Genomic DNA, 25,575 nt, shown 5'->3' on the forward strand with positions numbered 1-25,575 from the left:
CTCACCACTCGTACCGCACCGTGCCCTTGCCCGTGTAAGTCTGCGTGCTCTGCGAGAACTCGCCCTCGACCGCGCCCGCGAGCGAGAAGCCGTTCCGCCATTTCATCTCGGCGCGGCCGCCGACCAGCGCGGAGTCGGCCGCCGGTTGCGCGCCGTTGACCGTGAACGCCGCGCCCGGCAGCGTCTGGAAGGCGGCATTCACGAGGCGGTTGGTATTGGAATCGTGCGCCCAGGCGAGCCGGCCGCGCAGCGTGAGCACGCCGTCGCTGACAAGGAAGCGCTGGTCGGTGCGGGCGCCGAGCTCGGTGCGGACATTGGTGGTGTCCTGCGCGGTGTAGGAGAGCGCGAACTGGTTGCTGCCGACGATCGCGGTCTCGCCGTAGCCCGGCAGGTGGAAGGTCGTGACTTGTGCGGCCGCGTAGGGCGTCACGCCGAAGCTGGAGCCGGGGATGGGCGCGAAGCGCCAGCCAGCTTCGAGGCGGCCTGAGAAGGTGCTGGCTTTGAAGTTCGCGGTGAGCTTGTCGGTGCCTGACACCGTTACGGTGCGATCGGTGGTGACGTCCTGCCAGCCATAGGCAAACGCGGCGGAGATATACGCCGGCCCGAATGTGTGGCGGCCGTAGAAGCCGGCCTGGAAGAGATCGGCGCGGCCGCTGCCGAGACTGTCGGACAGCGCAAAGTTGTAGCCGGCGCCGCCGAGCGCGAAGCCGACCAGCGTGTTCGGCGAGACGCGATAGTCGGCGCCGACCACGGTGCCGTAGATGCGGCTGGTGGTGGTGGTCGAGCCTGCCGCGACGTTGCCGTTCAACGTAGTGGCGCCGCCATAACCGGAGGCCCAGACGCCCCAGCGCCGGTCGACGACATCGTCGCTTGCATCGCGCGGTGTCACCGCGGCGTAGGCTTCGCGCACTTTGCCGTCGTTTGGTGCGGTGGAAGCATAGCCCAGCGTTCCGCCGTCGCCGGCCGTGCCGCCGCGCTCGCCGCCCGAGCCGCCGCCGCCAAGCGGATCAAGCATGCCGACGAACTGCTGCGCGGCATTGAACGCGGCTTGCGTGCCGGCGGCGCCGGGTTGGCCGGAGACCTGGCTGAGCCCGTGGTTGAGCTGAGGCTGGCCCATGTTGAGCAGCGCATCGAAGCCGGCCGGCGGCGTCCCGCCGCCCGCGACGGCTTTGTTGATGGCGCCGGCGACGTTGCTCTGGTTGGCGCCGGTGCCTTGCGGCAGCACGATCGTGCCGGGATCGAGCACGAGATAGACGTTGTTCAGATCGTAGGTGAGATGCGGATTGCGCGCGCCGGGCGCGAAGCTGCTGCCGGTGAGGCCGGCGAAATGTGTTCCACCGAAGCCGCCGCTGGCGTTCAGGATGGTGTAGGTCTGCTGCCGAAAGCTGCCGGGCAGGGCGACCGCCTGCACGGTGGCGCCGGTGAGCGTCGCGGTGCCCGAAACATTGGTGCGGTCGGCGGCGCTCGGCGAGACCTCGACGGTGTAGAAGCTGCCGGCGTTGAAGGTCAGGTTGCCGCTGACGGTGATGGTGCCGACGGAATTGCCTGGCGCCAGCGTGCCGCCGCTCGCGATCGTCGTGTTGCCGACGATGCCGGTGCCACCGAGCGTGCCGCCGCTGTTCACGGTGACGCTGCTGGAGGACGCGATCGAGCCGTTCACCGCCAGCGTGCCGCCGTCGATCGTGGTCGCGCCGGTGTAGGTGTTGACGCCCGACAGGGTTAGCCTGCCGGTGCCGACCTTCACCAGCGAGGCGCCGGTGCCGCCGCCGGATCCGCCATCGGCAAGCACGCCGGTGACATTGGTCGACAGGTTGTTGCTGCCGACCGTCAGCTCCTTGCCGCCGAGGTCGAAGGTGCCGCCACCGTCGAGCGAGCCGGCGCTGAGCTTGTTGTCGCTGTTCGGGCCGGTGCTCATCGAGAAGTCGAAGACGGCGCTGGGCGTGCCGTTGATGAGCTGCGCGCTGCCGGCCGTGGCGTTGCCGTCGAACAGCACGTTGCCGTTGTTGGTAATAGTGGCGCTCCCGGCCGTGGCGTTGGTATCGAACGTCAGCTGCGCGTTGTTGGCGATTTGAGTGCCGCCGGCCGTGGCATTGCCGCCGAACACCAGCGTGCCGGCAGAGATCGTCAGGGCGGACAAATTATCCGCGCCGGTCAAGGTCAGCGTGCCGGCGCCGGACTTGGTCAGCGCGCCGCCGCTGAGATTCTGGCTGATGACGAAATTGTTGGCTGCCGCTGCAATCTCCAGCGTGCCGCCGCCGGCATCGAGGGAGATACTGCGCGTGGTAGCGTTGAAAGAGCTGCCCGATATCTGCAGGGTGCCGCCGTTGAAGGTCAGGCCGCCCGAGAGGTCGCCGAGATTGGCGTCCGAGGAGACGCTGACCGTTCCGCCGGCGAAGGTGGTGCCTCCGGTATAGGTGTTGATGCCCGACAGCGTCAGCGTGCCGGTGCCGATCTTGACCAGCGAGGCGCCGGTGCCGCCATGGGCGCCGCCGTCGGCGATCACGCCGCTGACCGTGGTCGACAGGTTGTTGGAGCCGACCGTCAGCGCGTTGGCGCCGAGCGAGAACGTGCCGTTGCCGGCGATCGAGCCAGCCGAGAGCTTGTTGTCGCCATTCGGGCCGGCGCCGTAGGAGAAGTCGAAGACCGCGTTTGCCGCGTTGTTGATCAACTGCGCGTTGCCGGCGGTGGAGTTCTCGTAGAAATAGGTCTTGCCGCCGGCATTGTTGGTGATCGTTGCGGTGCCGCCCGTGCTGTTGTTGTAGAAAAACGTCGTGCCGTTGGTGTTATCGATGGTGGCGTTGTCGGCGGAGCTGGAGTCCTTGAAGTACATATAGGAGTTGTTGGTGAAGCTGGCGCTCCCCGCCGTGCTGTTGCCGAAGAAGTTCAGATAAGAATTGTTGCCGTTGGTGATGGTGGCGCTGCCAGCCGTGCTGCTGTCGTAGAAATACATGAAGATGGGGTTGGAGGCGTTGCTGCTGGTAATAGTGGCGCTGCCGGCCGTGGCGGTGAAGTAGAAAGTCAGGGTAGAGTTGTTTGCAATGGCGGCATTGCCCGCCGTGCCTGAGTAGAAAGACATCGTGCCGTTGTTGGTGATGGCGGCGTGGCCCGCCGTGGCTCCATAGAATTCCAGAATGGTGTTGTTGGTGATGGTGGCGCTGCCCGCCGTGCTGCTGTCAAAGAACGCCAGGAAGCTGTTGTTGGTGATGGTGGCGCTGCTCGCCGTGCTGGTGTTGTAAAAATACGTGAAGGCATTGTTCGTGATCGTCGTGATGCCGCTTGTGTCGGCGTTGAGGATCCTGAACGTGCCTCCACCACCGACGGTGACCGCCCCCACAATGGAGCCAACCGCACCGGAGTTATTGCCAAGCCATAGTTGGCTACCGGAGCCATCAACGGTGGTGCCGCCGGAATAGGTGTTGGCGCCGGTCAGGTACAAGACGCCCATGCCGGTCTTGACCAGTGAGCCGCTGCCGGAGATGACGCCGCTGACCTCGGTCGTGGAATTGTTGCTGCCGACCGTCAGTTCGTTGGCGCCGAGGTTGTAGGAGCCAGCCCCTGCGATCGAGCCGGCGCTGATCTTTTGGTCGCCGTTCAATCCCGAGGTGAGGGAAAAGTCGACCGAGCCGCCGCCATTGTTGACGATGGCGGCATTGCCGGCCGTGCTGTTGTCGCGGAACTGGACGATGTAACTGTTGGTGATGGTGGCGCTGCCGGCCGAGCTTGAATTGTAGAAGGTTAGTATGCTGCCAATGTTGCTGTTGTTGATGGTGGCATTGCCGGCCGTGCTGTTGTCCACGAACTGGAGGTCGCTATAGTTGTTGATGGTGGCATTGCCGGCGGTGCTTGAGCCATAGAAGACTAAATCGCTGTTGTTGTTGATGGTGGCGCTGCCGCCGTTGACGCTGATGCCGGCTCCCGTGAAATTCAGCGTGCTGTTGACGGTAAACGTGTAGTTCGAAGCGCCGGCGTTGAACGTCAAGCCGCCGACGCTGGCGCTCGTAATCACCAGGCTGGTGATATCAGAGGTGCCGAAGGAGGCCGTGCCCACCGGGACGAAGCCGCCGTCCCAGTTGGAGCCCGTGCCATAGTCGTTGCTGCCGGGGGAGGCGAGCCAGGTGCCGTTCGACGCGGCGCGCGATGGCGCAGCCGGCAGCGCCCAGGCCAGGGCCAGCGCCGACGACGTCAACAGCGCGGCCCGCAGCCGGCGGGTCGCCTTGAAATAATCTTTCCCCGTCCTCACCACTTCCCCCAACACGCAGGTCCCGAGTCCACAAAGGGATTCTTCGCATCGGGTGGGAGGGGTGTCCTGATAAGGGGTTGGCCAGTTTCTGAAAGTTTCTGATATTTTCGTTTCAGGCCCGATTTTCGGGCATTTTCGCCAGACTTCCATTATAAGAGCCGGTCTGAGAGACGTGTTGGGGGACCGCTTGCTTCGTTTCGCCGGCTTCGAGCTGGGCCTGCCGCGCGCGGAGCTGCGCGGGCCTGACGGGACGCCGATCAAGCTCCGACCCAAGACCTTCGAGATGCTCCGGCTGTTCGCGACCAGCGGCGGCCGGGTGCTGAGCAAGCAGGAGCTGATGGAGGCGGTCTGGCCGAACGTGCATGTCGGCGAGGACAGCCTGTTCCAATGTATTCGAGAGCTGCGCACCGCGCTCGGCGACGACCGGCGGCAGCTGATCAAGCTCGCCTCCGGCGGCGGCTATCTGCTGGCGACGGAGGTCGTGGCGGCGAGCGAAGCCGGCCCGGTGCCGGCCGAGGAGACCCGGCCGGACCCGACCGTCGAGGTCGCGCCTCTGCCATCAGCCGGGGTCGCTGCGGTGTCCGCGGGGCCACAGCGCGCCTGGTTCGGTCTGAGCCGGCAGGCCGCGGTCGCCGCCGTGGCCGGGCTCTGTGTGGTCGTCATGGGGCTTGCGGTTGCTGCGCCCGTGCTGAAGCCGGATCTTCTGTTCAAGCGAACGCCGCCGCAGCTCGCGGTGATGCCGATCGTTGACGACAGCAAGGACGCACGCGGTGCGGCGATGGCCGCCGAGGTCACCGCCCGCCTCACGGATGGTTTTGCCAGGATCCAGAACATCAGCGTGGTTGCGCCACGATTGGCGGCCAAGGGCGGCGACAGCACCGCTGCGTCCTCCGCATCATTCGATTACGAGCTGCGCGGCGAACTGGAGCGTACCGATCAGTCCTGGACGCTGCGTGCGCGCATCATCAAGGCCGCGACCGGCGAGGTTCAGTCGGTCGTCGCAGCTTCGGTCGCCGCGGACGAGTCGAACGCGCAGCTCGCGCAATCTCGGCTCGTTGCCGGCGTCGGTCATGGGCTTGCCCGCCGTCTCAACGAGATTCTGGAGTCGCGTGCGCCGCGCGCCCTGGCCGCCGGGGCGTCGGCCGGCGGCGACAAGGTGGCCGTCGAGCAGGCGCTCGCCTCGATCAACCAGACCACGCGCGAGCGCTTTGGCGCGGCGCAGGCGATGCTGCAGAAGGCTCTCACTGACGATCCCGACAATGTCGATCTCGCCGTGGCGCTCGCCTCGCTGCAGATGCGCGGCATCCAGATGGTCTGGTTCAGCCCGGAGGAGGCCGTGACTGTCGAAGCGAAGACCAATGCGACGCTCGAGCAGGCGTTGCAGTCGAAGCCGAATTCCATTCCGGTGCTGGAGGCCACTTGCCGCTTTCTCAGCGCCACTAATCATTTCGTGGAAAGTCTCGTCACCTGCGCCACGGCGTTGAGTTTCGATCCATGGAACGGGTCGGCGCTCTACCTGATCGGCCTTGGGCAGATCTATCTCGGCCGCTTCGACGATGCGCTGGCGACGTTCCAGCAGGCGGATCGTTACGACACGCCCCAGGCCTCGCGCTGGACCTGGCTGCTCGGCGCAGGCTTGGCGTATGTCCTGATGGAGCGCTATGAGGAGGCGGTGCCGTGGCTGCAACGCTCGATCGCGATCACGCCGGGGACCGGCCGCTCGCACTTCTTGCTCGCCGCTGCCTATCAGCGATTGGGTCGGCACGAGGAGGCGAGCGCGGCGATGGCAGAGGGACTGAAACTGCGGCCCGGCACGACCAGGCGCAACGTCTCGCCTCCGATGAAGAACGCAAGTCCGATCTGTGTCGCTGCCTGGGATCGCGTCGTTCAGGCCGAGGTCGACGCCGGATTGCCGGAGCAGTAAGCCTTACCGCCACCTTCTGTGCAGCCAGAGCCACTGCTCGGGATGCTCGCGCACCCAGCCTTCCACGACGCTCGTGATCGCCTGCGTCGTGCCCTGGATGTCGATCTTGCCGTCGGCGTCGCGCACCGGCTTGATCTCTTCGGTCAGCTCGCCGCGAAAGCGGCCGCCGGGCAGGCGGATGATGCGCACGCCATGGATCGGGCATTCGACCTGGCGCAAGAGGCGCGCCAGCATCGGGTTGGCGCGGGTCTTGCGGCCGAAGAAGGTGACCTCGACGCCGGCGGTGAGATACTGGTCGATCAGCATGGCGACGTGCTTGCCGTCCTTGAGCGCCTGCGCGAGCCGCAGCGGCGCGTCGCGGCCCGCCGGGATCAGTGTGCCCATGTTGACCTGGCGCATCTCCTGGATGATGCGATCGGCCGAGGCGATGTTCGGCCGGCGATAGAGGATCGCGGTCTCCAGTCCATGCGCGACCGCGGCGAGTGCCGGCAATTCCCAATTGGCCAGATGCGCGGCGAAGATCAGCGCCGGCCTGCCGTCATCGCGAATCTGGTCGAACAGCTCGATGCTGCGTGGAGGAATCTCGATCCGGCTCTTCTCCGGATGGTCGCGATCGTAGTCCCAGACCTGGTCCATATGGGCGAACTCGGCGCCGACGCGGCCGAGATTCTCCCAGACGCCCATCAGGATCCGTTCGATCTCCTCCGGCGATTTCTCCGGAAAGGCGGCGGTCAGATTGGCGCGGCCGATGCGGTGCTCGCGCAGGCGCGGGCCGATCAGCTTGACGGCGCGCGCAAAAAAGTCCGAGGTCTTGGCCGGATCGAAATAGCGCGTGGTGCGCAGCATCGCGACCGTCGCTGCGCCGATCAGGCTTCCACCGAGCGATTTGGCAGCCTCCCGCGCGCGGGCCTTCATGCTCGCAGTCAGCAGCGCCATGCGTCCGGTCAGGCCGGTTCGCGGGTCAGGATCAGCGAGGCGTTCTGACCGCCGAAGCCGAACGAATTCGACATCACCGCGCTCACGCGGGCGTCGCGCGCCTTGTTGCCGACGACGTTGAACAGGATCGTGGGATCAGGATTGTCGTAGTTGATCGTCGGCGGAATGCGCTGATGCTCGAGCGTCAGCAGCGAGAAGATCGCCTCGACCGCGCCGGCGGCCGAGATGGTGTGGCCGACCATCGACTTGTTGGAGGTGACCGGAATCTTCTGCGCGAGCTCGCCGAACACTGCCGATGTCGTGTTGAACTCCATCTTGTCGTTTTCGGGCGTCGAGGTGCCGTGCGCGTTGATGTGGTCGATCTGGTCCGGCGTCATGCCGGCATCGGCCAGCGTCTTGTTCATGCAGCCGATGATCGGCTTGCCGTCGGGCGAGGAACGGGTGCGATGGAAGGAATCAGTGAGCTCGCCGCAGCCGGCGATCACGCCGAGGATCTTTGCGCCGCGCGCGGTCGCCGCCTCGTAGCTTTCGAGCACCAGCGCACCGGCGCCTTCGGCCATCACAAAACCATCGCGGTTCTTGGAGAAGGGGCGGGAGGCCGCCTGCGGCGGATCGTTCTGGGTCGACAGCGCCGAAAGCAGCGAGAAGCGCACCAGCGCTTCCGGGTTCACGGTGCCGTCGGTCGCGACGCACAGCGCGGCATCAGTCTCGCCGCGGCGGATCGCCTCGACGCCGAGCTGGATCGAGGTCGCGCCCGAGGCGCAGGCCGTGGACAGCGAAATCGGCGAACCCTTGGTGCCGAATGTCTCGGCGAGAGATGCGGCGACCGAGCCGAACATGAAGCGATGATGGTAGGCGCTGTACCTGCCGCCGCCGGAAATGCGCAGCAAATCGTCATAGGTGATGTCGAGCTGGCCGACGGCGCGACCCAGTTCGCGACGCTGCGGCCATTCGACCTCGACTGGCGCAACGGCAAGGAAAAGCGGACCCGGGAAATCGGCCTTGGCGCCGATGCCGGCCTGCTCCAGCGCTTCCTCCGTCGCGATCTCGGCCATCCGTTCGGACAGCGCGGTGGAGGAGAACGGATCGACGCGGACGAAATCGACCGTGCCAGCCATCGTGGTCCTCAGGCCGTCGATCGGAAAACGCGTGATGGTGCGGATGCCGGATTCGCCGGCGACGAGCTTCGCCCAATTGTCGGTCTTGCCGGCACCGAGCGACGTCAAGATGCCCATGCCGGTGACGACAACGACGGGACGCCCGAATTTGTCGCGTGCTGCAGTCATGTCGATCCCCGCTTGAGCTAACTAAACTGCCTCGACCAGCGCCATGCCTTCGCCGCGCCAGTGTCCAGCTCCCACCACCACAATCTGGGTGGGCGCCCCCTCCATTTCAATCTCGGTCCCGGTCGAATCGTTCGGCGGGAACAGCGCACCACGCGAGATCGACAGCGCAGCGAGCGCAATTCCGAGCGGGAATTGCGTCTCCATGGCGTGGCCGAACACCGTGCCGGTCGAGCGCACCGGAAAGTCGGCATGGCTCTTCAGGAAGCCGCGCTCTTCCGAGGTCGCGGGCTCCGCACCGGTCGCTCCGGTGATGATGGCGCCCTTGCCCTCGCGCTTCGGCAGTTTGGCCCACAGCTTCTCCAGCGTCGCGGCCATGTCGCCGGGCCGCTTGCGTTTGGCGAGGTCTGCGACGACGCTCGACAATTTTGCGAACGGCTTCGCGCCGCGCGCTTCCGCATGCGCCTTCGATTCCAGCACCAGGAAGGCGCCGGCGGAGCCGAGCGCGAAGCCGGCGTGCTCCTTGCGCGCCCACACGGGAGCGAACTTGTTCTTGAGGTTGAAGTCGCCGAATTCATAGAGGACCAGCAAGTCCTTGCGCTCGCCATTGTGCGAGCCGCCGACCAGCGCGATGTCGCTCTCGCCCGAGGCGATGCGCGCAAGCGCAATGCGGGCGGCATCGGCGCCGGCGACCTCTTCGCCCATGAAGGTGCGCGAAGTGCCCCCCAGGCCGTGCACGATGGCGATGTTGCCGGCGAGCAGGTTGGAGAGCTGGGCCAGGAACAGCGTCGGCCTGAGATCGCTCATCAACCGCTCGTTGAGGAAGCCGGGAGCGTTGGCGCCCTTGGCCTCGGCCGTCAGCACGCCGCTGTCGACGTTGAGATCGCGCTCTCCGCCGCCGGCGGCGACCACCATGTCGATCTTCGACAGGATGTCCTTGTTGCCCTTGATCCCGGCGGAATCGAGCGCGAGACCGGCGGCATAGGTCCCGATGCGCTGCCAGGCTTCCATCTGGCGCTGGTCGCCCTTCTTCGGGATCTGGCTGTCGAAGCTGACAGGCATCAGCGGATGCACGATGTAGGGCGCAAAGCCCTTCTCGTCGACATTGATGCGCTTCTCCTGAAGCGCGGCCCAGTTGGCGTCCAGGCCCTCGCCGAGCGAGGTGGCCAACCCAATGCCGGTGATCCAGACTTCCGTCTGGCCCGGCTTCGAAGCAGGAGTGTCAATCATGGCGATACGGCCTGTTGCGGAAAACCGACGCGCTTGGCGATCGCGTCCATGTGGGAGCGCATGTCCGCATTGGGGAAGGGGATCAGCGTGAAGGTAAGCGCCGAATTCGCGCGCAGCTTGCCGCCGACTCTGATCTTGGCTTCGGTCATTGCATAGCCCGAGCCTTCATGGGTGAGGCGCGCCTCGATGCTCATGAGATCGCCGGGGAAGACCGAGCCGCGGACCTTGGCCTCCTTCACGGCGGCCAGGATCGGCATGCGTTCGAACTTGAACACGCCAAGCTGAAGCCAGCCCGAGGCCTGCGCCATCGATTCGATCAGGAGCACGCCGGGCATCAAGGGATAGCCCGGGAAATGCCCCTCGAAGATGGTGCTTTCCTTCGGGACTTGCGCTTCGACGACGATCGTCTTCTCGTCGACCTTGAGGTCGACGATGCGATCGATCATGTGGAAGTATTCGAGTTGCATGACTGCGCCCTTAGGCGCTCGCGCCCTTGGCCGCAACCAGTTCGTCGATGCGGGCGCACAGGTTCTTCAGCACGAAATACTGCTCGGTGGTCGCTTTGCCGTCGTTGACCTCTTGAGTCCACTTCTCCAGCGGCAGCTTGATGCCGAACTGCTTGTCGATCGCGAACGCGATGTCCAGAAAATCGAGGCTGTCGATGCCGAGGTCATCGATGGCATGGCTATCCGGCGTGATCGTGTCGCGCGGGATGTCGCAGGTTTCAGCGATGATCGTGGCGACCTGATCGAATGTGGAAGACATCACTAAGCCTTTGATATATTGCGGGTATCTGTCAGATTGTCCAGAGTGGCATGGTGGGTGGGCATCGCGCCCCGAATGACGCCCTCAAACCCCCCTCTGGCCGGGTCGAAAGCCCGTATATCGGAGCGCCGCCCTGAGTTCAATGGAGCCGGGCAGGCCAAGGGGACAGTAAAGGACAGGGTTGGGGATGCAGGCTGGGACTCTTCCGCCGAGGGGCCAGCGCCGGGCCGGTCCTAAATGTGCGGCGTCGTGATCTTGACGCAGTCGCGGCGGCCCATCAGCACGCAATCCTGGGTCCGGCGCAGGTCGGCGATGTTGACCGCAAGCCAGATACCGATCGCGGTCAGCGCGATGGTGAAGGCCAGCGCCGCGATGTTGGCAAGCATGCGCTGGCGGAAATTGTCGGGTTCGGAGCGGGGCTGCTCATAGCGCGACAGGTCCAGCCGTTCGGGCGCCTCGTGCAACGGCTGCACGGTGCCGCTGCCGCGCTGGACCGCCGGGGAAGGCGGCGAGGTACGCGGCCTGAACTGGAGCACCCGGTGCTCGTCATCAGAGCTTATGGGCCGCTGGTTGTTCATGGGGCGGGGATCACTCCGAAGCAGCGATTTAGATAGCATACGCGACGACCACGTTGCAGAAAATCTTCTCAATGCTCGCGTGCATTTGTGCGTTTGCACTATTTGTGCATGGGGCGGTGTGGAGCCGTCGTGGCGGTGGCGCGCGGGTCGAGCAGCAGCAACGACGGGCATAACAACACCGCGGAGTTCGCCGCTTCGTTCCCGTCGATATCGAGTTGTGATCACCGCGTCCTTTCCAAACGCATTTTGTCACCCCAGGGCCCATGGCATAGTCGCGGGAACCCGGACCATCAGCTGCAACCATGTGAGGACCTTTCGATCATGACCAATACGCGCGAGCCGCGAGTGCATCCTGTCCCGATCCTGTCGCTCCGGCCGACGCAGATGACGGTCGGCATGCGTGAGGTCAGGGAGAAGCGCAAGCGCTGGCGCGAGCACGACAAGAAGAAGCAGGCTGATCTGCTCGGCAAGCACATGATCCCCGTCGTCTACGGCCCTGACTCGCGCTATTACGTGATCGACCATCATCATCTCGGCCGCGCGCTGCACGATGAAGGCGTCAAGGAGGTGCTGGTGACCATCGTCGGCGACCTCAGGATGGTCGAGCGCGAGGCCTTCTGGGGCGTGATGGACAACAAGCGCTGGGTCTATCCTTACGACGCCAAGGGCGAGCGGCGGTCGTTCCGCGATCTGCCGAAATCGGTCGCCGACCTCAAGGATGACCCGTTCCGCAGTCTTGCCGGCGAATTGCGCCGCATGGGCGGATTCGCCAAGGATATCACTCCGTTCTCCGAATTTCTGTGGGCCGACTTCCTGCGTCGACAGGTCTCGCGCAAGGCGGTGGAGGCCGACTTCGATGAGGCGCTCGAGAAGGCGATGGCCGCGGCCAGAAGCAAGAATGCCATCTATCTGCCCGGCTGGTGCGGTCCGGCGGACGACGATTAGGGGCCGTGGCGACTGCGGCACCACCAACCGGAGCACATCACGGTCGCTTGAGCGAAGTCACTTTCCTATCTCCATGAAGCGGTCCTGAAACAGGGCCACCCCATTTCTCGGGGTATCGAGCTTACACAGGAGGCCGGAATGCGCCGTCTGGTTTTTGTCGTTGCCTTGCTCGCCGTCGTCTCAGCAGGGATCTCGGCATCGTTTGCCGCGGTTCACCACGCCAGGACGTTGACATTTGCCGAGCGCTTTGCTCCGGCGCTCGAGTTGATGGCGAAGCGCTAGCGGCTTTGCGGCCCGGACACGCTTGATCTTCCGCAAGTTCGCGGCGACAGCCGGCGGCTATGGTCCGGTTGCATGATCGCCGGACCGTTATCGCGCCCCGTCCCGAGAGGTCAGGTCGGCTCCATGTCATGCGGACCTGGAGACATTGTCATGAGCCTTATCTTTCGCATTCTCTTCATCATCGCCGGCGCAGTCACCGCGCTGTTTGTTACGCGCGATGCCCTGAACTTCACGATCATCCAGACCTTCGTTGCGATCCTGCTCGTGACCGCTATCCTGGGCATTGGAAGTCTCTGGAGCCTGCGGCGGAAGACGTGAGCGCTCAGCGCGGTGCTCACGGCGCTCGCACTGCTGAGGCCGCTTTGGGGCCGGCGGCTTCGGTTCCAGCCGCTACCTCGGGGAACCCGCAGGCGGCGGGGTCCCTGGCCGGTGCGGATCCTCTCTGCCGCCGAGTGCGCGATGCAGCCAGCGCTCGACGCGGCGGCCGATCGTGAGCAGAACGAAGGCGAAGGCCAGTGCGACCAGGACGATCTTCCATTGTCCGGCGCCGCAGGCAATGCCGAGACAGGCGGCGAGAAAGGTGCAGGCCGCGCTGGTCAGGCCCCGTACGCGAAAGCGGTCGCTCTCGTGGACGATGACTCCGGCACCGAGAAAGCCGATGCCGGTCAGGATGCCCTGGATCACACGGCTCGCCGCGTCGGTCATCTTGTCGGGCTCGGCGAACTGGACTGCGAGCAGCACGACGGTTGCGGTAGAGAGCCCGACGATGCCGAGTGTCTTCAGCCCGATCGGCTTGCCGTGCAGGTCGCGGTTCAGGCCGATCGCGCCGCCGGCGAGCGTCGCTGCGCCGAGGCGAAGCAGTATTTCGGGCCAGTCCAGCTCGGTCATGTCTTGCCCATCACCTCTTCGGCAGTCGTCCCATCAGGTAGAACTCTTCGTTCGGGCGCATGCCGGTGAAATTCGCCAGCCGGTTCGACAGTGCGAAGAAGGCGGCGATCGCGGCGATGTCCCAGATGTCGTCGTCGCTGAAGCCGTACGGTTGGAGCGCACCGAAATCGTCCTCGGAAATCCGCTGCGCGTCAGTCGAGACCTTCATCGCGAAGTCGAGCATCGCCTTCTGCCGTGGCGTGATGTCGGCCTTGCGGTAGTTAACGGCGACCTGATCGGCAATCAGCGGGTTCTTGGCGCGGATGCGCAGGATCGCGCCGTGGGCGATCACGCAATATTGGCACTGGTTCGCCGCCGACGTCGCCACCACGATCATCTCGCGCTCGGCCTTGGTGAGGCCGCCGTCCTTCTCCATCAGCGCGTCGTGATAGGCGAAGAAGGCGCGGAACTCGTCGGGACGATAGGCCAGCGTCAGGAACACGTTCGGCACGAAGCCGCTCTTCTCCTGCACGGCGAGAAGCCGCGTGCGGATGTCGTCGGGCAGCGTGTCGAGGGCGGGTGCGGGGAAGCGTTGCTCTGCTTTTGTCATGGGCATGGTTCCGGCTTGGGGCCGGCAACCATAGTCGATGCGGGTGGCGGGCTCAACGTGAGACGATGGAGGCGCGTGCCACACACTTGCTGTCATCGCCCGATTTAATCGGCGATCCAGCATTCCAGAGGCGTTAGTGATTGAGCCGAGGAGCTGCAGCGTACTGGATGCCCCGGTCAAGCCGAGGCATGACAGCGGAATTCGAGGAGGCGGTGTCCGTCCCTTACCGCAGCGGCTTCTTCAACAGCGAGAAGCGGTCCGGATCAAGTCCCATCGATGGTTGCAGCATCGGGGCTTCGACGCTGGACATCATCTTCGCCGGCGGTGCCGAGAACACGGGGTCGTTCGGCACGTCGCGCTGCGAGGTGGCGCCGCGCCAGCGCTCGAGCACGGCACTGACGAAATGCATGTCGTGGCCGGAGGTGACGGACGGCACGCTGGAGATGGTGGCCTCGCCGCGAGGCAATTGGTGCGGCGGCACCTCCTTGAAGCGCAGGCGCGTCGGCAGTGCGACGCCTTCGCCGAAGGCCAGCACTTCGCGCGTGCCGAGCGACGGCACGAAGGAGAGCAGGTTCGCGGCCGCGTCCGACACCGCGGCGCGCAGCAGCGCCTGGTCGCGGTCGTTGGCGAGACGCATCGTGAACAGCGTGTTGCACTGGGAGATGATGGTGGCGTCGAGTTCGGCCGGACGCTGGGTGATGAGGCCGAGATAGACGCCGTATTTGCGCCCTTCCTTGGCGATGCGCGACACTGCCTTGCGGGTCGGCCCGAAGCCGATGTTGCGGTCGGCGGAGGCATAGCGATGCGCCTCCTCGCAGACGAACAGCAGCGGCGAGACGCCGTCGCTCCACAGGCCGAAATCGAAGGCCATGCGGCAGAGCACCGAGACGACGGAATCGATGACTTCGGCCGGGAAGCCGGCGAGTTGCATCACCGTCATCGGCTTGCCGTTCGCCGGCAGGCGGAACAGATGGCTGATCACCTCGGCCATGGTGTCGCCACCGACATTGGCGTTGTCGAACATGAAGGTGTAGCGCGGGTCGTTGCGCACGGCCTCGATGCGCGAGATCAGCTTGTGATAGATGATGCGCGAGGAACGGTTCTCGAGCTTGCCCATGCGCTCGTCGATCAGCGACAGCAGGTCGACCAGGCGATAGGGCACCGGCGTGTCGACGGTGTAGCCGATCTGCTTGGGATCGATGCGCTTGAGGCCGATGCGGTCGGCGTTCTGGTACTGGGTATAGGCGCCCTTGGCGAGCGGGATCACCTCGGCCAGGATGTCGAGCTCCTCGGGCACGCCCGCGCGGCCCCCGAACAGCACGTCGACGATTTCCTCGAAGTTGAACAGCCAGAACGGCAGCTTCAGGTTACGCGGGTTGAGCACCAGCGCGCGGTCGCCGAAGCAGCGGCCATATTCGTTGTGGACGTCGAGCAGGAAGATGCGAAGGTTCGGCCGCGCCTTCAGGATCTCGTTGAGCAGGAGCGAGACGCCGGTCGATTTGCCGACGCCGGTCGATCCCAGCACCGCGAAGTGCTTGGACAGCATTTCCTCGACGTCGACATAGGCGACGACCGAGCGGTCCTGCTGGAGAAAGCCGACATTGATCTGGTCCGACCCGGTCGGCGCGTAGATCGTGCGCAGCTCCTGACTGGTGATCAGGTCGACGGCATCGCCGATGGTCGGATAATTGGTGACGCCGCGCTGGAATTTGGCCTTGTCCGCGGCATTGAGGATTTCGCCGAGCAGGTCGACCGAGGCGATGGCGATGTAGTTGTCGGGACTCGACAGATTCTCGCAGGAGACCTCGGTGATCATCGCAACGATGACCGAGCTGGCGCAGCGAATGCTGACGAAACGGCCGACGGTCGCCCGAACTTCCGAGATCGGCATCTGGCTGGTCGCCAGAAGCCCCACCCGGGCGAGCGACCCGCGTACCGAAATCACGCGTCCAAAGGATGTCACGATCGATGAACCCGGCAAGAGCAAGAGATTTGCTCCGGACTATGCGCGGCCGTCGCTGGACAAAGGGTTAAACGCCGGGCGCGCCCGCTCTGTTAAATCCGCGACAATTCGGCCAACAGGTTTGTTCCATGCATACTTGTGGGCGGAATCACCGGGAAACTGCTGCTTTTCCAGGCCGATGCGCCGGGTCAGCTTTAAGGAAGATTTTACCATTCAGTCGAGCTGCTGCCCTTTTGGAAGATCGCCGGTTCCGGCCGCGCCGCCATTGCAGCGGACGCGGCGGCTTGATTTGTTGACGGGACCTAATCATTTGTACATTAGTACAAACGAAATCATTGCCGTCGGCGTCGTGCGAGGCGTGCATCGTTGCCCCCTGCGACCAAACGCACCGCCAGATGAGGCGGATCGCAGCGACATCCCTGGAGGAAAACATGCAGCCCGAACCGATCCTCGATCTCGCTCATCTCGGCCATATGGAGTTGCTGACGCCGAAGCCCGACGAGAGCCTGAAATTCTTCGTCGACGTCATGGGCATGACCGTCAGCGGACAGAAGGGCGAGTCGGTCTATTTGCGCGGCTGGGACGATTACGAGCGCTATTCGCTCAAGCTCACGGCGTCGAAGACCTCGGGCATGGAGCACATGGCGCTGCGCGCGCGCAGCCAGCAGGCGCTGGAGCGCCGCGTGGCCGCGCTGAAGGGCTCCGGCTTCGACATCGGCTGGATCGACGGTGACATGGGGCAGGGGCCGACCTTCCGCTGCCGCGATCCCGACGGACACATCGTCGAGCTGTATTACGAGACCGAGTGGTATCAGGCGCCGCCCGAGCTCAAGCCCGCGCTGAAGAACCAGGCGCAGCGCTTTCCGGCCCGCGGCGTCAACGTCCGCCGGCTCGACCATCTCAACTGCCTTGCCGTCGACATCAAGGCCAACCGCGAGTTCTTCGAGACCTATCTCGGCTGTCGTCTCACCGAGCAGATCGTGCTCAATGACGGTCGCGAAGCGGCGATGTGGCTGACGATGTCGAACAAGAGCTACGACTTCGCCTACTCGCTCGACCATTCCGGCGTGCCGGGCCGCTTCCACCACGTGACCTACGCACTCGACAGCCGCGAGGAGATTCTGCGCGCCGCCGACATCTTTCTGGAGAACGACGTCCACATCGAGACCGGCCCGCACAAGCACGCGATCCAGCAGACTTTCTTCCTCTACGTCTACGAGCCCGGCGGCAACCGCGTCGAGGTCGCCAATGCCGGCGCGCGCCTCATCCTCGCGCCCGACTGGAAGCCGATCGTGTGGACCGAGGAGGAGCGCAAGAAGGGCCAGGCCTGGGGCCTGAAGACGATCGAGTCCTTCCACACCCACGGCACGCCGCCGGTGGAGATCAAGAAGCACGCTTGATCTAGGGCGTCGACGATCGCACGCGTGCGATGGTCTCGCGCACGTTGGTCCAGGCGGGCTTGTCGGGTGCGAACTGCGTGCGCAGGAACGTGACGAGCCCCTCGACCTGGGCATCGCTCATGCTGTTCCTGAACGCGGGCATATAGCCGAGGTCACTGGAGACGGGCTCGGCGATGCCGTGCAGGATGATTTGCACGAGATTGTCCGCCGTTGCGCTGTGCAGGTTGCTGTTGAGCGCGAGCGAAGGCCGGCTGCCGAACAGCGGCAGGCCGCCGACCTCGTGGCAGACGGCGCAGGCGCCCTGGTAGAGGCGCGCACCGGTGGATGAGGCGACGGTGACCTGGGTCGCGTTCTCGAGCCTGGTGGCGAGCGCATCCTGCGCCTGCCAGTCGGGCGCGGCGTCGTTGAAGGAGTTGAGATAGAGCGCCATCGCGCGGATGTCCTGATCCGGTAGAGCTTTGAGGTCCCTGACAACAGGTGCCATCGGGCCGGCCGCGACGCCGTGATAGCGCGAATGGCCGGTGCGCAAGTAGGCAAAGAATTCGTCCTCGCTCCACGGGATCGGCGCGCGGGACCGCGACGTCAGCGCGGGCGCCTCCCAGCCCTCGGCAAAGCCGCCGGCGAGATAGGCCTCACGCGGCTCGGCCCCGAGCGCATTGCGCGGCGAATGGCAGGCACTGCAATGGCCGAGACCTTCGACCAGATAAGCGCCGCGATTCCAAAGCTCGGACTTGCCGGGATCGCGCTTGAACTCGCGCGTCTGGTGGAACAGTGCGTTCCATCCGGCGAGCAGCGGGCGCAGATTGAACGGGAAGGCGAGCGTGTTGGCGGGCTGTGTCGCGCGCACTGCAGGCTGTGCCATCAAGTAGGCATAGAGCGCCTGCAGGTCGGCCTCGCTGGTCTTTGAAAAATGCGTGTAGGGGAAGGCAGGATAGAGCTGCCGTCCGTCGCGATGCAGCCCGTCGCGCATCGCGCGCTCGAAGGCGGGGTAGGACCAGGCGCCGATGCCGGTCTCGACATCGGGGGTGATGTTGGTCGAGTAGATCGTGCCGAACGGCGTTTGCAGCGCACGGCCGCCCGCATTGAGCGCGCCGCCGATCGAGGTGTGGCATTCCGCGCAATTGCCGAGCGCCGCCAGCTGCTGGCCGCGGGCGATCGTTGCTGCGGAATAGACCGATGCGTCGGGTCGCGCGATGGGCGCGATCGCGCGCGCCGGGAGCAGCGCTGCGCCGATGCCGATTGCTGCGGTGCAGACGGCCGCGAATGTCGCGAAGATGCCGGCGCGTTTGACGAACGGGCTCTGCCAGATGGGGGACGGCGTCGGGGCGGCGGGCGCTGGCAGGGCCTGCGGCGTGGCCGCCGCATCGCCGTGCAGCCCTTTCAGGATTCGCTCAGGCGTGAACGGCGGCTCGCGAAAGCGCACGCCGGTGGCATCGAAAATCGCATTCGCGATCGCCGCCGCGCTCGGCACCGAGGCGGATTCGCCGACGCCGAGCGGCGGCTGGTCCTGGCGCGGCAGCATCAGGACGTCGATCTTGGGCACGCCGGGGAAGGGAATGATCGGATAGGCGCCCCATTCGAGCGCCGCCACCGCGCCGCGCTCGAACGAGACCTCCTCCATCAGCGCGCGGCTGGTGGACTGGATGACGTTGCCATGGATCTGGTGGCGCACGCCGTCCGGATTGATCATCAGGCCGGAGTCCTGGCCCGCGACGACGCGCGTCACGCTGACATCGCCCGTCGACTTGTTCACGGCGACATCGGCGACCCAGGCCGACCACGCCGCGCCATAGCCGGGAAACTTGCTGTGGACGTAAAGAGCGTAGGCAAAGCCGCGCCCGTGCACGATCTCGCCGTCTTTCTCTTCGCGGACCGGCCGCGGCCGCCAGCCCGCGCGTTCGGCCACTGCACTGACGAGATCAATCGCGCGCTGGTCTTTGAGATAGCGCAGCCGGTACTCGATCGGATCGACGCCGGCCTCGGTCGCGGCCTCGTCGATGTAGGATTCATGCGCGAAGGTGTTCGGCAGCGCAGAGACGCCGCGGAACCATGAGGCGCGCACGATCGGGGGCATATCGTGGGCGACGACGCGCATGTGGTCGTAGTCGTAGGGCGGGATCGCGGTGCGGTCGCCCATCTGAAGCACGGCGGGATCGGGCGAAATGCGGCCGGTCAGCAGGAGTGCCAGCGTCGGGGCGGCGTTCGAGGGGTAGCGCGTGGCGAGATCGTAACCGGCAATGCCGCCGTCGGCATTGAGCCCGCCATTGACGTCGATGAGCTGGGCGGTGCCCTTGGGTTCCCAGGCGTGCTCCTGCTCGCGTGTCAATTGCACGCGGACGGGCCGGCCGACCGCGCGCGACAGCAGCAGCGCGTCGGCGGTGACGTCGTCGGCGCAGTTGCGGCCGTAGCAGCCTGCGGCTTCGAGCCGGATCACCTCGATCTCGCTCTCGAAACGTTCGATCAGAAGCGCAAGGTCGCTGCGCAGCACGTGCGGATTCTGCGTGCCTGACCAGACCCGGATATTGCCGTCCTGATAATCGGCGACCGCACAGGACGGGCCGATCGAGGCGTGCATCTGATACGGCCACACGTACGTGCGCTGCATCGGCCTGGCCGCGCCTGATATCGCCTTGTCGACCTCGCCCTTGTCGATCAGCGTGCGCGGCGTCGACGGATTGGCCCGCAGTGCCGTCTCGACATCGGCAAGGTCGGTCAGGGTGGGTGTCGGCTTCCAGCTCACCTTGAGCTGCTCCGCCGCGCGGATCGCATTCTCCTCGCGCTCGGCGACAACGCCGACGAAATCGCCGATGCGCACCACCGCGATCAGGCCGGGAATGTCGCGCACCGAGGATTCATTGACCGCGAGCAGGCTGGTGCCGACGAACGGTCCGGCATCGACGCCGGCGTAGGGCGGCCGCACCACGCGGCCGTGCAGCATGCCGGGCAAACGAATGTCGTGGACGAAGGTCAGCTCGCCCGTGGCCTTGGCCGGCAGATCGACGCGCGGCACGGATTGGCCGACGATCGTGTAGTCGCCGACAGGCTTCACTGCGACGTCATCGGCAAGCTCGAGACGAATCGTCTCGCCGCCGATCAGCTCGCCATAGCTGGCGCTGCGGTTGTCGTGCCCGCGCACGAGGCCGTCCTCGATCCTCAACTCCGAGGCCGGCAGCTCCAGCCGCTCGGCCGCGCGCGCGATCAGGAAGTGTCGCGCCTGCGCTGCGGCCTTCCGCAAGGGCACGGCGGTGATCTGGATGGTTTCGCTGGCGATCGTCGCGCCCTGGTTCGGCACCACCGACGTGTCGCCGAGCACGACCACGACGCGCGCAAAGGAGACATCGAGCTCTTCGGCGACGATCTGGCCGAGGGCGGTGCGGATGCCGGTGCCGAGATCGACATGGCCGTTGTAGGCCGTGACCGAGCCGTCCGCGGTGATGCGGACGAAGGTCTCGGACGTGACCTCGTCGACCGAGCGGACGACGACGAGCGAACCCGATGGCTGCTCAGCTCCGTTCGAAACAGGGGAGGCCATCAATCGGCCGCCTCAGTGAGCTGGCCGGATGCGCGCATCACCGCCCGCAGGATTTCGACATGCGTGCCGCAGCGGCAGAGATTGTACCGCAAAGCCGCCAGCGCCTCCTGTTCGGTCGGCCGCGGATTGATCGCGAGCAGCGCCTTGGTGGTCATGACCATGCCGTTGAGACAGTAGCCGCACTGAGCAGCCTGCTCGTCGATGAAGGCCTGTTGCACGACGTCGGGCTTGTCGCGGGTGCCGAGACCTTCGAGCGTCACGATGTCGCGGCCGGCGCAGCCGCTCACCGGAATGACGCAGGAGCGCGCCGCGGCGCCGTCGATCAGGACAGTACAGGTGCCGCATTCGCCGAGGCCGCAACCATATTTCGGACCGTTGAGCGCGAGATCGTTGCGCAGCACATAGAGCAGCGGCGTCTGGCGTTCTGCCGTGACTTCGTGGATCCTGCCGTTCACGGTGAGGCGGATCGGTGTCTGCGTCATCCTCGTTCCCAAGCCCGCGTAAAACTCTACGCCGCGACGATACCGTTTGTACACAAACGTGCAAGCCGTGCATGCCGCACTGCAGCGCGATTGCCTTCTTTGTGGACAGAGCCGATAGGCAGATGAGGTTTTATGCGGCAGTCGCATCTTTTGCGCCGCACCGCCGCTTGACAGCCGCGGGGGACCGCGCGCAACATCGTTCGTATACGAATGATAACCGCAACGTTGCCGGCCCCGACATGGTGACTGAAACGACGAGCGCCGTCATTGACAAGATCCGCTGCGATGCTTGTCCGGTGATGTGCTACATCAAGCCGGGCGCGGCGGGAGCCTGCGACCGCTACGCCAATCACGACGGCAAGCTCGTCCGCGTCGATCCGCATGTGATCCTGGAGCGCACCGTCTCGCATGGCGGCAAGCTCGTCCCCTTCAGCCGCACGGAAGACTGGGACGGCAAGATCGTCCACGAGCCTTCGACCTTCGTCACCGCGATCGGCGCGGGCACGACCTATCCCGACTACAAGCCGGCGCCGTTCATCGTCTCCGCGGAGGTCGACGGCGTCGACATGGTGACGGTAGTCACCGAAGGCATCTTCTCCTATTGCGGCGTCAAGGTGAAGATCGACACCGACCGCTATCTCGGCCCGGAAACCGCGACCGTCCGCGCGCAAGGCGAGGCGGTCGGTCACGTCACGACAAGCGAATACGGCTCGCAGATGCTGTCGCTCGGCGGCGTCCATCATCTGACCGGCGGCTCCAAGAAGGAGGGGCGGGTCACCTGCGACACGCTGATGGATCTCGCCAATTGCAGGGCGGTCGAGCTCACCATCGACGGGGGCGCCACGGTGGTGGTGCAGGCTGGACAGCCGCCGATCGTCAACGGTTCCAGGGAAGAGCGCATGCGGGTCGGCTGCGGCTCGGCGACGATCGGCATGTTCGCCAAGCAATGGCACGGCAAGGTCGACGAGGTCGTCGTGGTCGACGACCACATCACCGGCGTGCTCTCGGAGCATCAGGCCGGCAAGCTGCTCGACATCGCCGACACCGGCATCAAGATGAAGGGCCGGCGCTCGACGCCCGGCCGCTATTTCCAGGTCGCCGATCCCGGCACGGGCTGGGGCGGCACCAACATCTCCGATCCACTCTCGATTCTCGGCCCGTTCGACGCGAAGGAAGCGAAGCCCGGTCTGACCATGCTGATGGTCTCCACCACCGGCGAGCACTCGTCGTATTACGTGCTCGACGAGGCCTTGAAGCCGGTCGAGACCGAGATGCCGGCCGATCTCAAATTCTCGGTCGAGCGGATCCAGGAAAACTGCGAGCCCGCGCTGTGCACGGTGCTCTTCATGGCGGGCGCGGGCGGTTCGCTGCGTGCCGGTGTCACCGACAATCCGGTGCGACTGACGCGCTCGGTGAAGGACGCGCTGACGCGTGTCACCAGCGGTGGTGCGCCGGTCTATGTCTGGCCCGGCGGCGGTATCACCTACATGGTCGACGTGACGCAGATGCCTTCAGGCGCGTTCGGTTATGTGCCGACACCCGCCCTGGTCGCGCCGATCGAGTTCACCATGAAGCTGGCCGACTATGCCGCACTCGGCGGACACATGGATTATGTGAAGCCGCTCTCCGAGGTGCAGAACGGCGACGATGTCCGCCAGTTGCCCTGGCACAATCCGATTCCGGGGCGCCGGACATGACGCGGCTCCCGCAAATCGCATTGCTGTCTGATGGCCGGCGGCTGCATTTGCAGGATGGACCGATCGATCTGATCGTGGAGGCGAAGGGGCGGGCGGACGAGGTGCGTGCGGCCTATGAGGCTGCCGCGCGGCGGTTCACGGGTCTGCTCGACGAGCTCTGCGCGGAATTGCCGGACCTGCGGGCGGCTGCCGACGAGCGAACGTTACTGAGGGGCGTGGTGGCGCGCTGCATGCACGCTGCTGTCGCGCCCTATGCCGCTGATTGCTTCATCACGCCGATGGCGGCCGTTGCCGGCAGCGTGGCGGAGGAGATTCTGGGGGCGATGCTCCGTGTTGCGACGCTCGATCGGGCTTACGTCAACAATGGTGGCGACATCGCGCTTCATCTCGGCGCGGGCGAACATTTTTCGGTCGGCTTGATGGACCGGCCCGACCGCGATGGCGTGATGCGGGCGATGAGGATCGATGCGGACGACCCGGTGCGGGGCGTCGCGACCAGCGGGCGCCATGGCCGCAGCTTCTCGCTCGGCATTGCCGATGCTGTGACAGTGCTGGCGGCAACCGCTTCGCAGGCCGATGCGGCCGCGACCGTGATCGCCAACGCGGTCGATCTGTCCGGGCATCCAGCCATCATCCGCAAATCTGCGAACGAGCTTCAGCCCGACAGCGATCTGGGCGCGCGCCTCGTTACCCGCGATGTCGGCGAGCTGTCTCACGATGAGATCGCCACGGCGCTGGAATCTGGCGCGGAATGTGCACGGCGCTTATTCGATCGTCGACTGATCGAGGGTGCTGTGTTGCAGCTTTGTGGTGATATGCTCGTCATCGGACCAAAAGATATTGAACGGCAAGAAACGCGCCCGCCTCAGCTGGAGAATGCGGTGCATGCCTGAACGGGGAAGAGCCTGAGGACACAATCATGAGCGCGATCATCCGCAAGATCGTTACCGTCGTCGAAGAGACGCAGATGGAGATGGGCCGGCAGGTCTCGCCGCCGACGCGGCGCGCGGCTGCGATCGCCGTCATCGAGAATCCGTTCGCCGGAAAATACGTCGAGGATCTTTCGCCCTTGATCGTCATCGGCGAGGAGCTGGGCGAGCTGTTGTCGAAGCGTGCGGTAGCCGCGCTCGGCATCGATGGCGCCAAGGCGCAGAGCTACGGCAAGGCGGCCGCCGTCGGCGAGAACGGCGAGCTGGAGCATGCCGCCGCCATCCTCCACCCCAAGATGGGCGCGCCGGTGCGCAAGGTGCTGGGCAAGGGCGCAGCTCTGATCCCCTCCTCGAAGAAGCGCAGCGGTCCGGGCACGACGCTGGACATTCCGCTCGGGCACAAGGACGCTGCCTTCGTGCGCAGTCATTTCGACGGCATGGAAGTGCAGATCAACGACGCGCCGCGCGCCAACGAGATCATGGTCGCGGTCGCCGTCACCGACAGTGGCCGGCCATTGCCGCGCGTCGGCGGGCTGACGGTCGCCGAGATCAAGGGCGAAGACGGTCTGAGATAGGTTTGAACCGGGGAGGCGGCACGGCTTCCCCGACAAGACACGCTGAAGACGTAGAGTTCAAAACTGGAGGTTGGGATGCGAGCGAGAAACTATTTTGTGGGCGCGGCCTTCGCGCTTCTGGCGGGCGGCATGGCTCATTCGGCCCTGGCGCAGGACATCAAGATCGGCGAGATCAACAGCTATTCGCTGCTGCCGGCCTTCACCGAGCCCTATCGCAAGGGCTGGCAGCTCGCGGTCGAGGAGATCAATGCGGCCGGTGGCATCAACGGCAAGAAGCTGGTCGTCATCTCCAAGGACGACGGCGGCAAGCCGGCCGACGCGCAGACCGCGGCCAACGAGCTCGTCTCGAGCGAGGGCGTCGCGATGCTCGCGGGCACCTTCCTGTCGAACATCGGCCTCGCGGTCAGCGACTTCGCCAACCAGAAGAAGGTGTTCTTCCTCGCGGCCGAGCCGCTGACGGACGCCATCACCTGGTCCAAGGGCAACAAGTACACCTTCCGCCTGCGCCCCTCCAACTACATGCAGGCGGCGATGCTGGTCGAGGCAGCCAGCAAGCTGCCGGCGAAACGCTGGGCGACGATCGCGCCGAACTATGAATACGGCCAGTCAGCTGTCGCGGTGTTCAAGAAGCTGATGTCGGCGAAGCGCCCGGACATCCAGTGGGTCGACGAGCAATGGCCGCCGCAGGGCAAGATCGACGCAGGTCCCGTGGTGCAGGCGGTTGCCGCCGCCAATCCCGAGGCGATCCTCAACGTCACCTTCGGCGCCGACCTCGTGAAGCTCGTGCGCGAAGGCAACACCCGCGGCCTGTTCAAGGGGCGCGAGGTCGTCTCGTTCCTCACGGGCGAGCCCGAATATCTCGATCCGCTCAAGGACGAGACGCCGGAGGGCTGGATCGTCACCGGCTATCCCTGGTACTCGATCAAGACGCCCGAGCATGATGCGTTCCTGAAGGCGTATCAGGCCAAGTACAACGACTATCCGCGCCTCGGCTCGATCGTCGGCTATCAGACCATCAAGTCGGCGGCCGCGATCCTCGCCAAAGCCGGCTCGACCGATCCGGAGAAGCTGATTGCCGCGGCGGAAGGGCTCTCCGTGCCGTCGCCGTTCGGCGAGATCACCTTCCGCAAGATCGACCACCAGTCGACGCTCGGCGCCTTCGTCGGCAAGACCGCGCTGAAGGACGGCAAGGGCGTGATGGTGGATTCGTCCTACAAGAAGGGCGCCGACTATCTGCCGAGCGATGCCGAAGTCGCGAAGCTGCGCCCGAAGGATTAGTCGCCGTTGCCGTAGGGTGGGTTAGCCGAAGGCGTAACCCAGCACCTTCGGCATCCGCA

General features: G+C 65.3%; 21 protein-coding genes. 9 read left to right on the forward strand and 12 right to left on the reverse strand.

Annotated features, from left to right (window positions below; translation table 11 throughout):
• Position 1: 1 nt before the first annotated feature.
• Complete coding sequence (locus XH87_RS16460) at positions 2-4,240, reverse strand: autotransporter outer membrane beta-barrel domain-containing protein (RefSeq protein WP_271588087.1); 4,239 nt, start codon at positions 4,238-4,240, stop codon at positions 2-4.
• 187 nt (positions 4,241-4,427) lie between these two features.
• Here XH87_RS16460 and XH87_RS16465 point away from each other — a divergent pair, with 187 nt between their 5' ends.
• Positions 4,428-6,164, forward strand: coding sequence for a winged helix-turn-helix domain-containing protein (locus XH87_RS16465; RefSeq protein WP_271588088.1), 1,737 nt, complete (start codon positions 4,428-4,430; stop codon positions 6,162-6,164).
• Positions 6,165-6,167: 3 nt separating this feature from the next.
• Here XH87_RS16465 and XH87_RS16470 read toward each other — a convergent pair whose 3' ends face one another.
• From XH87_RS16470 to XH87_RS16495, 6 genes are all read right to left on the reverse strand, one after another.
• The gene (locus tag XH87_RS16470; protein WP_271588089.1) at positions 6,168-7,100 is read right to left on the reverse strand and encodes a lipid A biosynthesis lauroyl acyltransferase; all 933 of its coding nucleotides are present in this window, start codon (positions 7,098-7,100) and stop codon (positions 6,168-6,170) included.
• A gap of 8 nt (positions 7,101-7,108) precedes the next feature.
• Positions 7,109-8,386, reverse strand: coding sequence for a beta-ketoacyl-ACP synthase (locus XH87_RS16475; RefSeq protein ID WP_035701390.1), 1,278 nt, complete (start codon positions 8,384-8,386; stop codon positions 7,109-7,111).
• A gap of 21 nt (positions 8,387-8,407) precedes the next feature.
• Complete coding sequence (locus XH87_RS16480) at positions 8,408-9,613, reverse strand: beta-ketoacyl-ACP synthase (protein WP_271588090.1); 1,206 nt, start codon at positions 9,611-9,613, stop codon at positions 8,408-8,410.
• On the reverse strand, positions 9,610-10,080 hold the full coding sequence (locus tag XH87_RS16485) for a 3-hydroxyacyl-ACP dehydratase FabZ family protein (protein ID WP_035701385.1): 471 nt from the start codon (positions 10,078-10,080) through the stop codon (positions 9,610-9,612). Before XH87_RS16485 ends, XH87_RS16480 begins: the two co-directional genes overlap by 4 nt.
• A 10-nt stretch (positions 10,081-10,090) precedes the next feature.
• Entirely contained in the window at positions 10,091-10,378 is a 288-nt protein-coding gene (locus tag XH87_RS16490) for an acyl carrier protein (protein ID WP_007592476.1), read from the reverse strand.
• Between the two features lie 233 nt (positions 10,379-10,611).
• Complete coding sequence (locus tag XH87_RS16495) at positions 10,612-10,956, reverse strand: hypothetical protein (RefSeq protein WP_271588091.1); 345 nt, start codon at positions 10,954-10,956, stop codon at positions 10,612-10,614.
• A gap of 321 nt (positions 10,957-11,277) precedes the next feature.
• On the opposite strand from XH87_RS16495, the gene XH87_RS16500 reads away from it, so the two are divergent.
• The 3 genes from XH87_RS16500 to XH87_RS16510 all read left to right on the forward strand — a co-directional run bounded on the left by XH87_RS16500 (position 11,278) and on the right by XH87_RS16510 (position 12,501).
• Positions 11,278-11,901: a ParB-like protein gene (locus XH87_RS16500; protein ID WP_035701380.1), complete on the forward strand. Its 624-nt coding sequence runs from the start codon at positions 11,278-11,280 to the stop codon at positions 11,899-11,901.
• A gap of 138 nt (positions 11,902-12,039) precedes the next feature.
• Positions 12,040-12,183, forward strand: a complete 144-nt coding sequence (locus XH87_RS16505) for a hypothetical protein (RefSeq protein ID WP_193374091.1) — start codon at positions 12,040-12,042, stop codon at positions 12,181-12,183.
• A gap of 150 nt (positions 12,184-12,333) precedes the next feature.
• A complete protein-coding gene (locus XH87_RS16510; protein ID WP_271588092.1) occupies positions 12,334-12,501 on the forward strand; it encodes a hypothetical protein in 168 nt (55 codons plus the stop codon).
• A 72-nt stretch (positions 12,502-12,573) separates the two neighbouring features.
• Here XH87_RS16510 and XH87_RS16515 read toward each other — a convergent pair whose 3' ends face one another.
• The 3 genes from XH87_RS16515 to XH87_RS16525 form a co-directional block, all read right to left on the reverse strand.
• A complete protein-coding gene (locus tag XH87_RS16515) occupies positions 12,574-13,071 on the reverse strand; it encodes an MgtC/SapB family protein (RefSeq protein WP_158670598.1) in 498 nt (165 codons plus the stop codon).
• Between the two features lie 10 nt (positions 13,072-13,081).
• Positions 13,082-13,660: a peroxidase-related enzyme gene (locus XH87_RS16520; RefSeq protein WP_271588093.1), complete on the reverse strand. Its 579-nt coding sequence runs from the start codon at positions 13,658-13,660 to the stop codon at positions 13,082-13,084.
• 223 nt (positions 13,661-13,883) lie between these two features.
• Entirely contained in the window at positions 13,884-15,623 is a 1,740-nt protein-coding gene (locus XH87_RS16525; protein WP_035701417.1) for an ATP-binding protein, read from the reverse strand.
• Between the two features lie 431 nt (positions 15,624-16,054).
• On the opposite strand from XH87_RS16525, the gene XH87_RS16530 reads away from it, so the two are divergent.
• Positions 16,055-17,023, forward strand: coding sequence for a catechol 2,3-dioxygenase (locus tag XH87_RS16530; RefSeq protein ID WP_271588094.1), 969 nt, complete (start codon positions 16,055-16,057; stop codon positions 17,021-17,023).
• A gap of 1 nt (position 17,024) precedes the next feature.
• Here XH87_RS16530 and XH87_RS16535 read toward each other — a convergent pair whose 3' ends face one another.
• Together XH87_RS16535 and XH87_RS16540 are read right to left on the reverse strand one after the other, a co-directional pair.
• The gene (locus XH87_RS16535; RefSeq protein ID WP_271588095.1) at positions 17,025-20,555 is read right to left on the reverse strand and encodes a molybdopterin cofactor-binding domain-containing protein; all 3,531 of its coding nucleotides are present in this window, start codon (positions 20,553-20,555) and stop codon (positions 17,025-17,027) included.
• Positions 20,555-21,037 carry a (2Fe-2S)-binding protein gene (locus tag XH87_RS16540; protein WP_035701369.1) on the reverse strand — a complete coding sequence of 161 codons (483 nt, stop codon included), beginning with the start codon at positions 21,035-21,037 and terminating at the stop codon, positions 20,555-20,557. Before XH87_RS16540 ends, XH87_RS16535 begins: the two co-directional genes overlap by 1 nt.
• Before the next feature lie 239 nt (positions 21,038-21,276).
• Here XH87_RS16540 and XH87_RS16545 point away from each other — a divergent pair, with 239 nt between their 5' ends.
• The 4 genes from XH87_RS16545 (at position 21,277) to XH87_RS16560 (ending at position 25,516) form a co-directional block, all read left to right on the forward strand.
• On the forward strand, positions 21,277-22,734 hold the full coding sequence (locus tag XH87_RS16545; protein WP_271588096.1) for a 6-hydroxynicotinate reductase: 1,458 nt from the start codon (positions 21,277-21,279) through the stop codon (positions 22,732-22,734).
• Complete coding sequence (locus XH87_RS16550; RefSeq protein ID WP_271588097.1) at positions 22,731-23,627, forward strand: UPF0280 family protein; 897 nt, start codon at positions 22,731-22,733, stop codon at positions 23,625-23,627. The genes XH87_RS16545 and XH87_RS16550 overlap by 4 nt, the downstream gene beginning before the upstream one ends.
• Before the next feature lie 26 nt (positions 23,628-23,653).
• Positions 23,654-24,238: an amino acid synthesis family protein gene (locus XH87_RS16555; RefSeq protein WP_035701362.1), complete on the forward strand. Its 585-nt coding sequence runs from the start codon at positions 23,654-23,656 to the stop codon at positions 24,236-24,238.
• 75 nt (positions 24,239-24,313) lie between these two features.
• Positions 24,314-25,516, forward strand: a complete 1,203-nt coding sequence (locus XH87_RS16560; RefSeq protein WP_158669643.1) for an ABC transporter substrate-binding protein — start codon at positions 24,314-24,316, stop codon at positions 25,514-25,516.
• The last annotated feature ends 59 nt before the right edge of the window (positions 25,517-25,575 follow it).

The organism is Bradyrhizobium sp. CCBAU 53415 (genome assembly GCF_028128735.1).
In the GTDB taxonomy this organism is placed as follows: Bacteria; Pseudomonadota; Alphaproteobacteria; order Rhizobiales; family Xanthobacteraceae; genus Bradyrhizobium.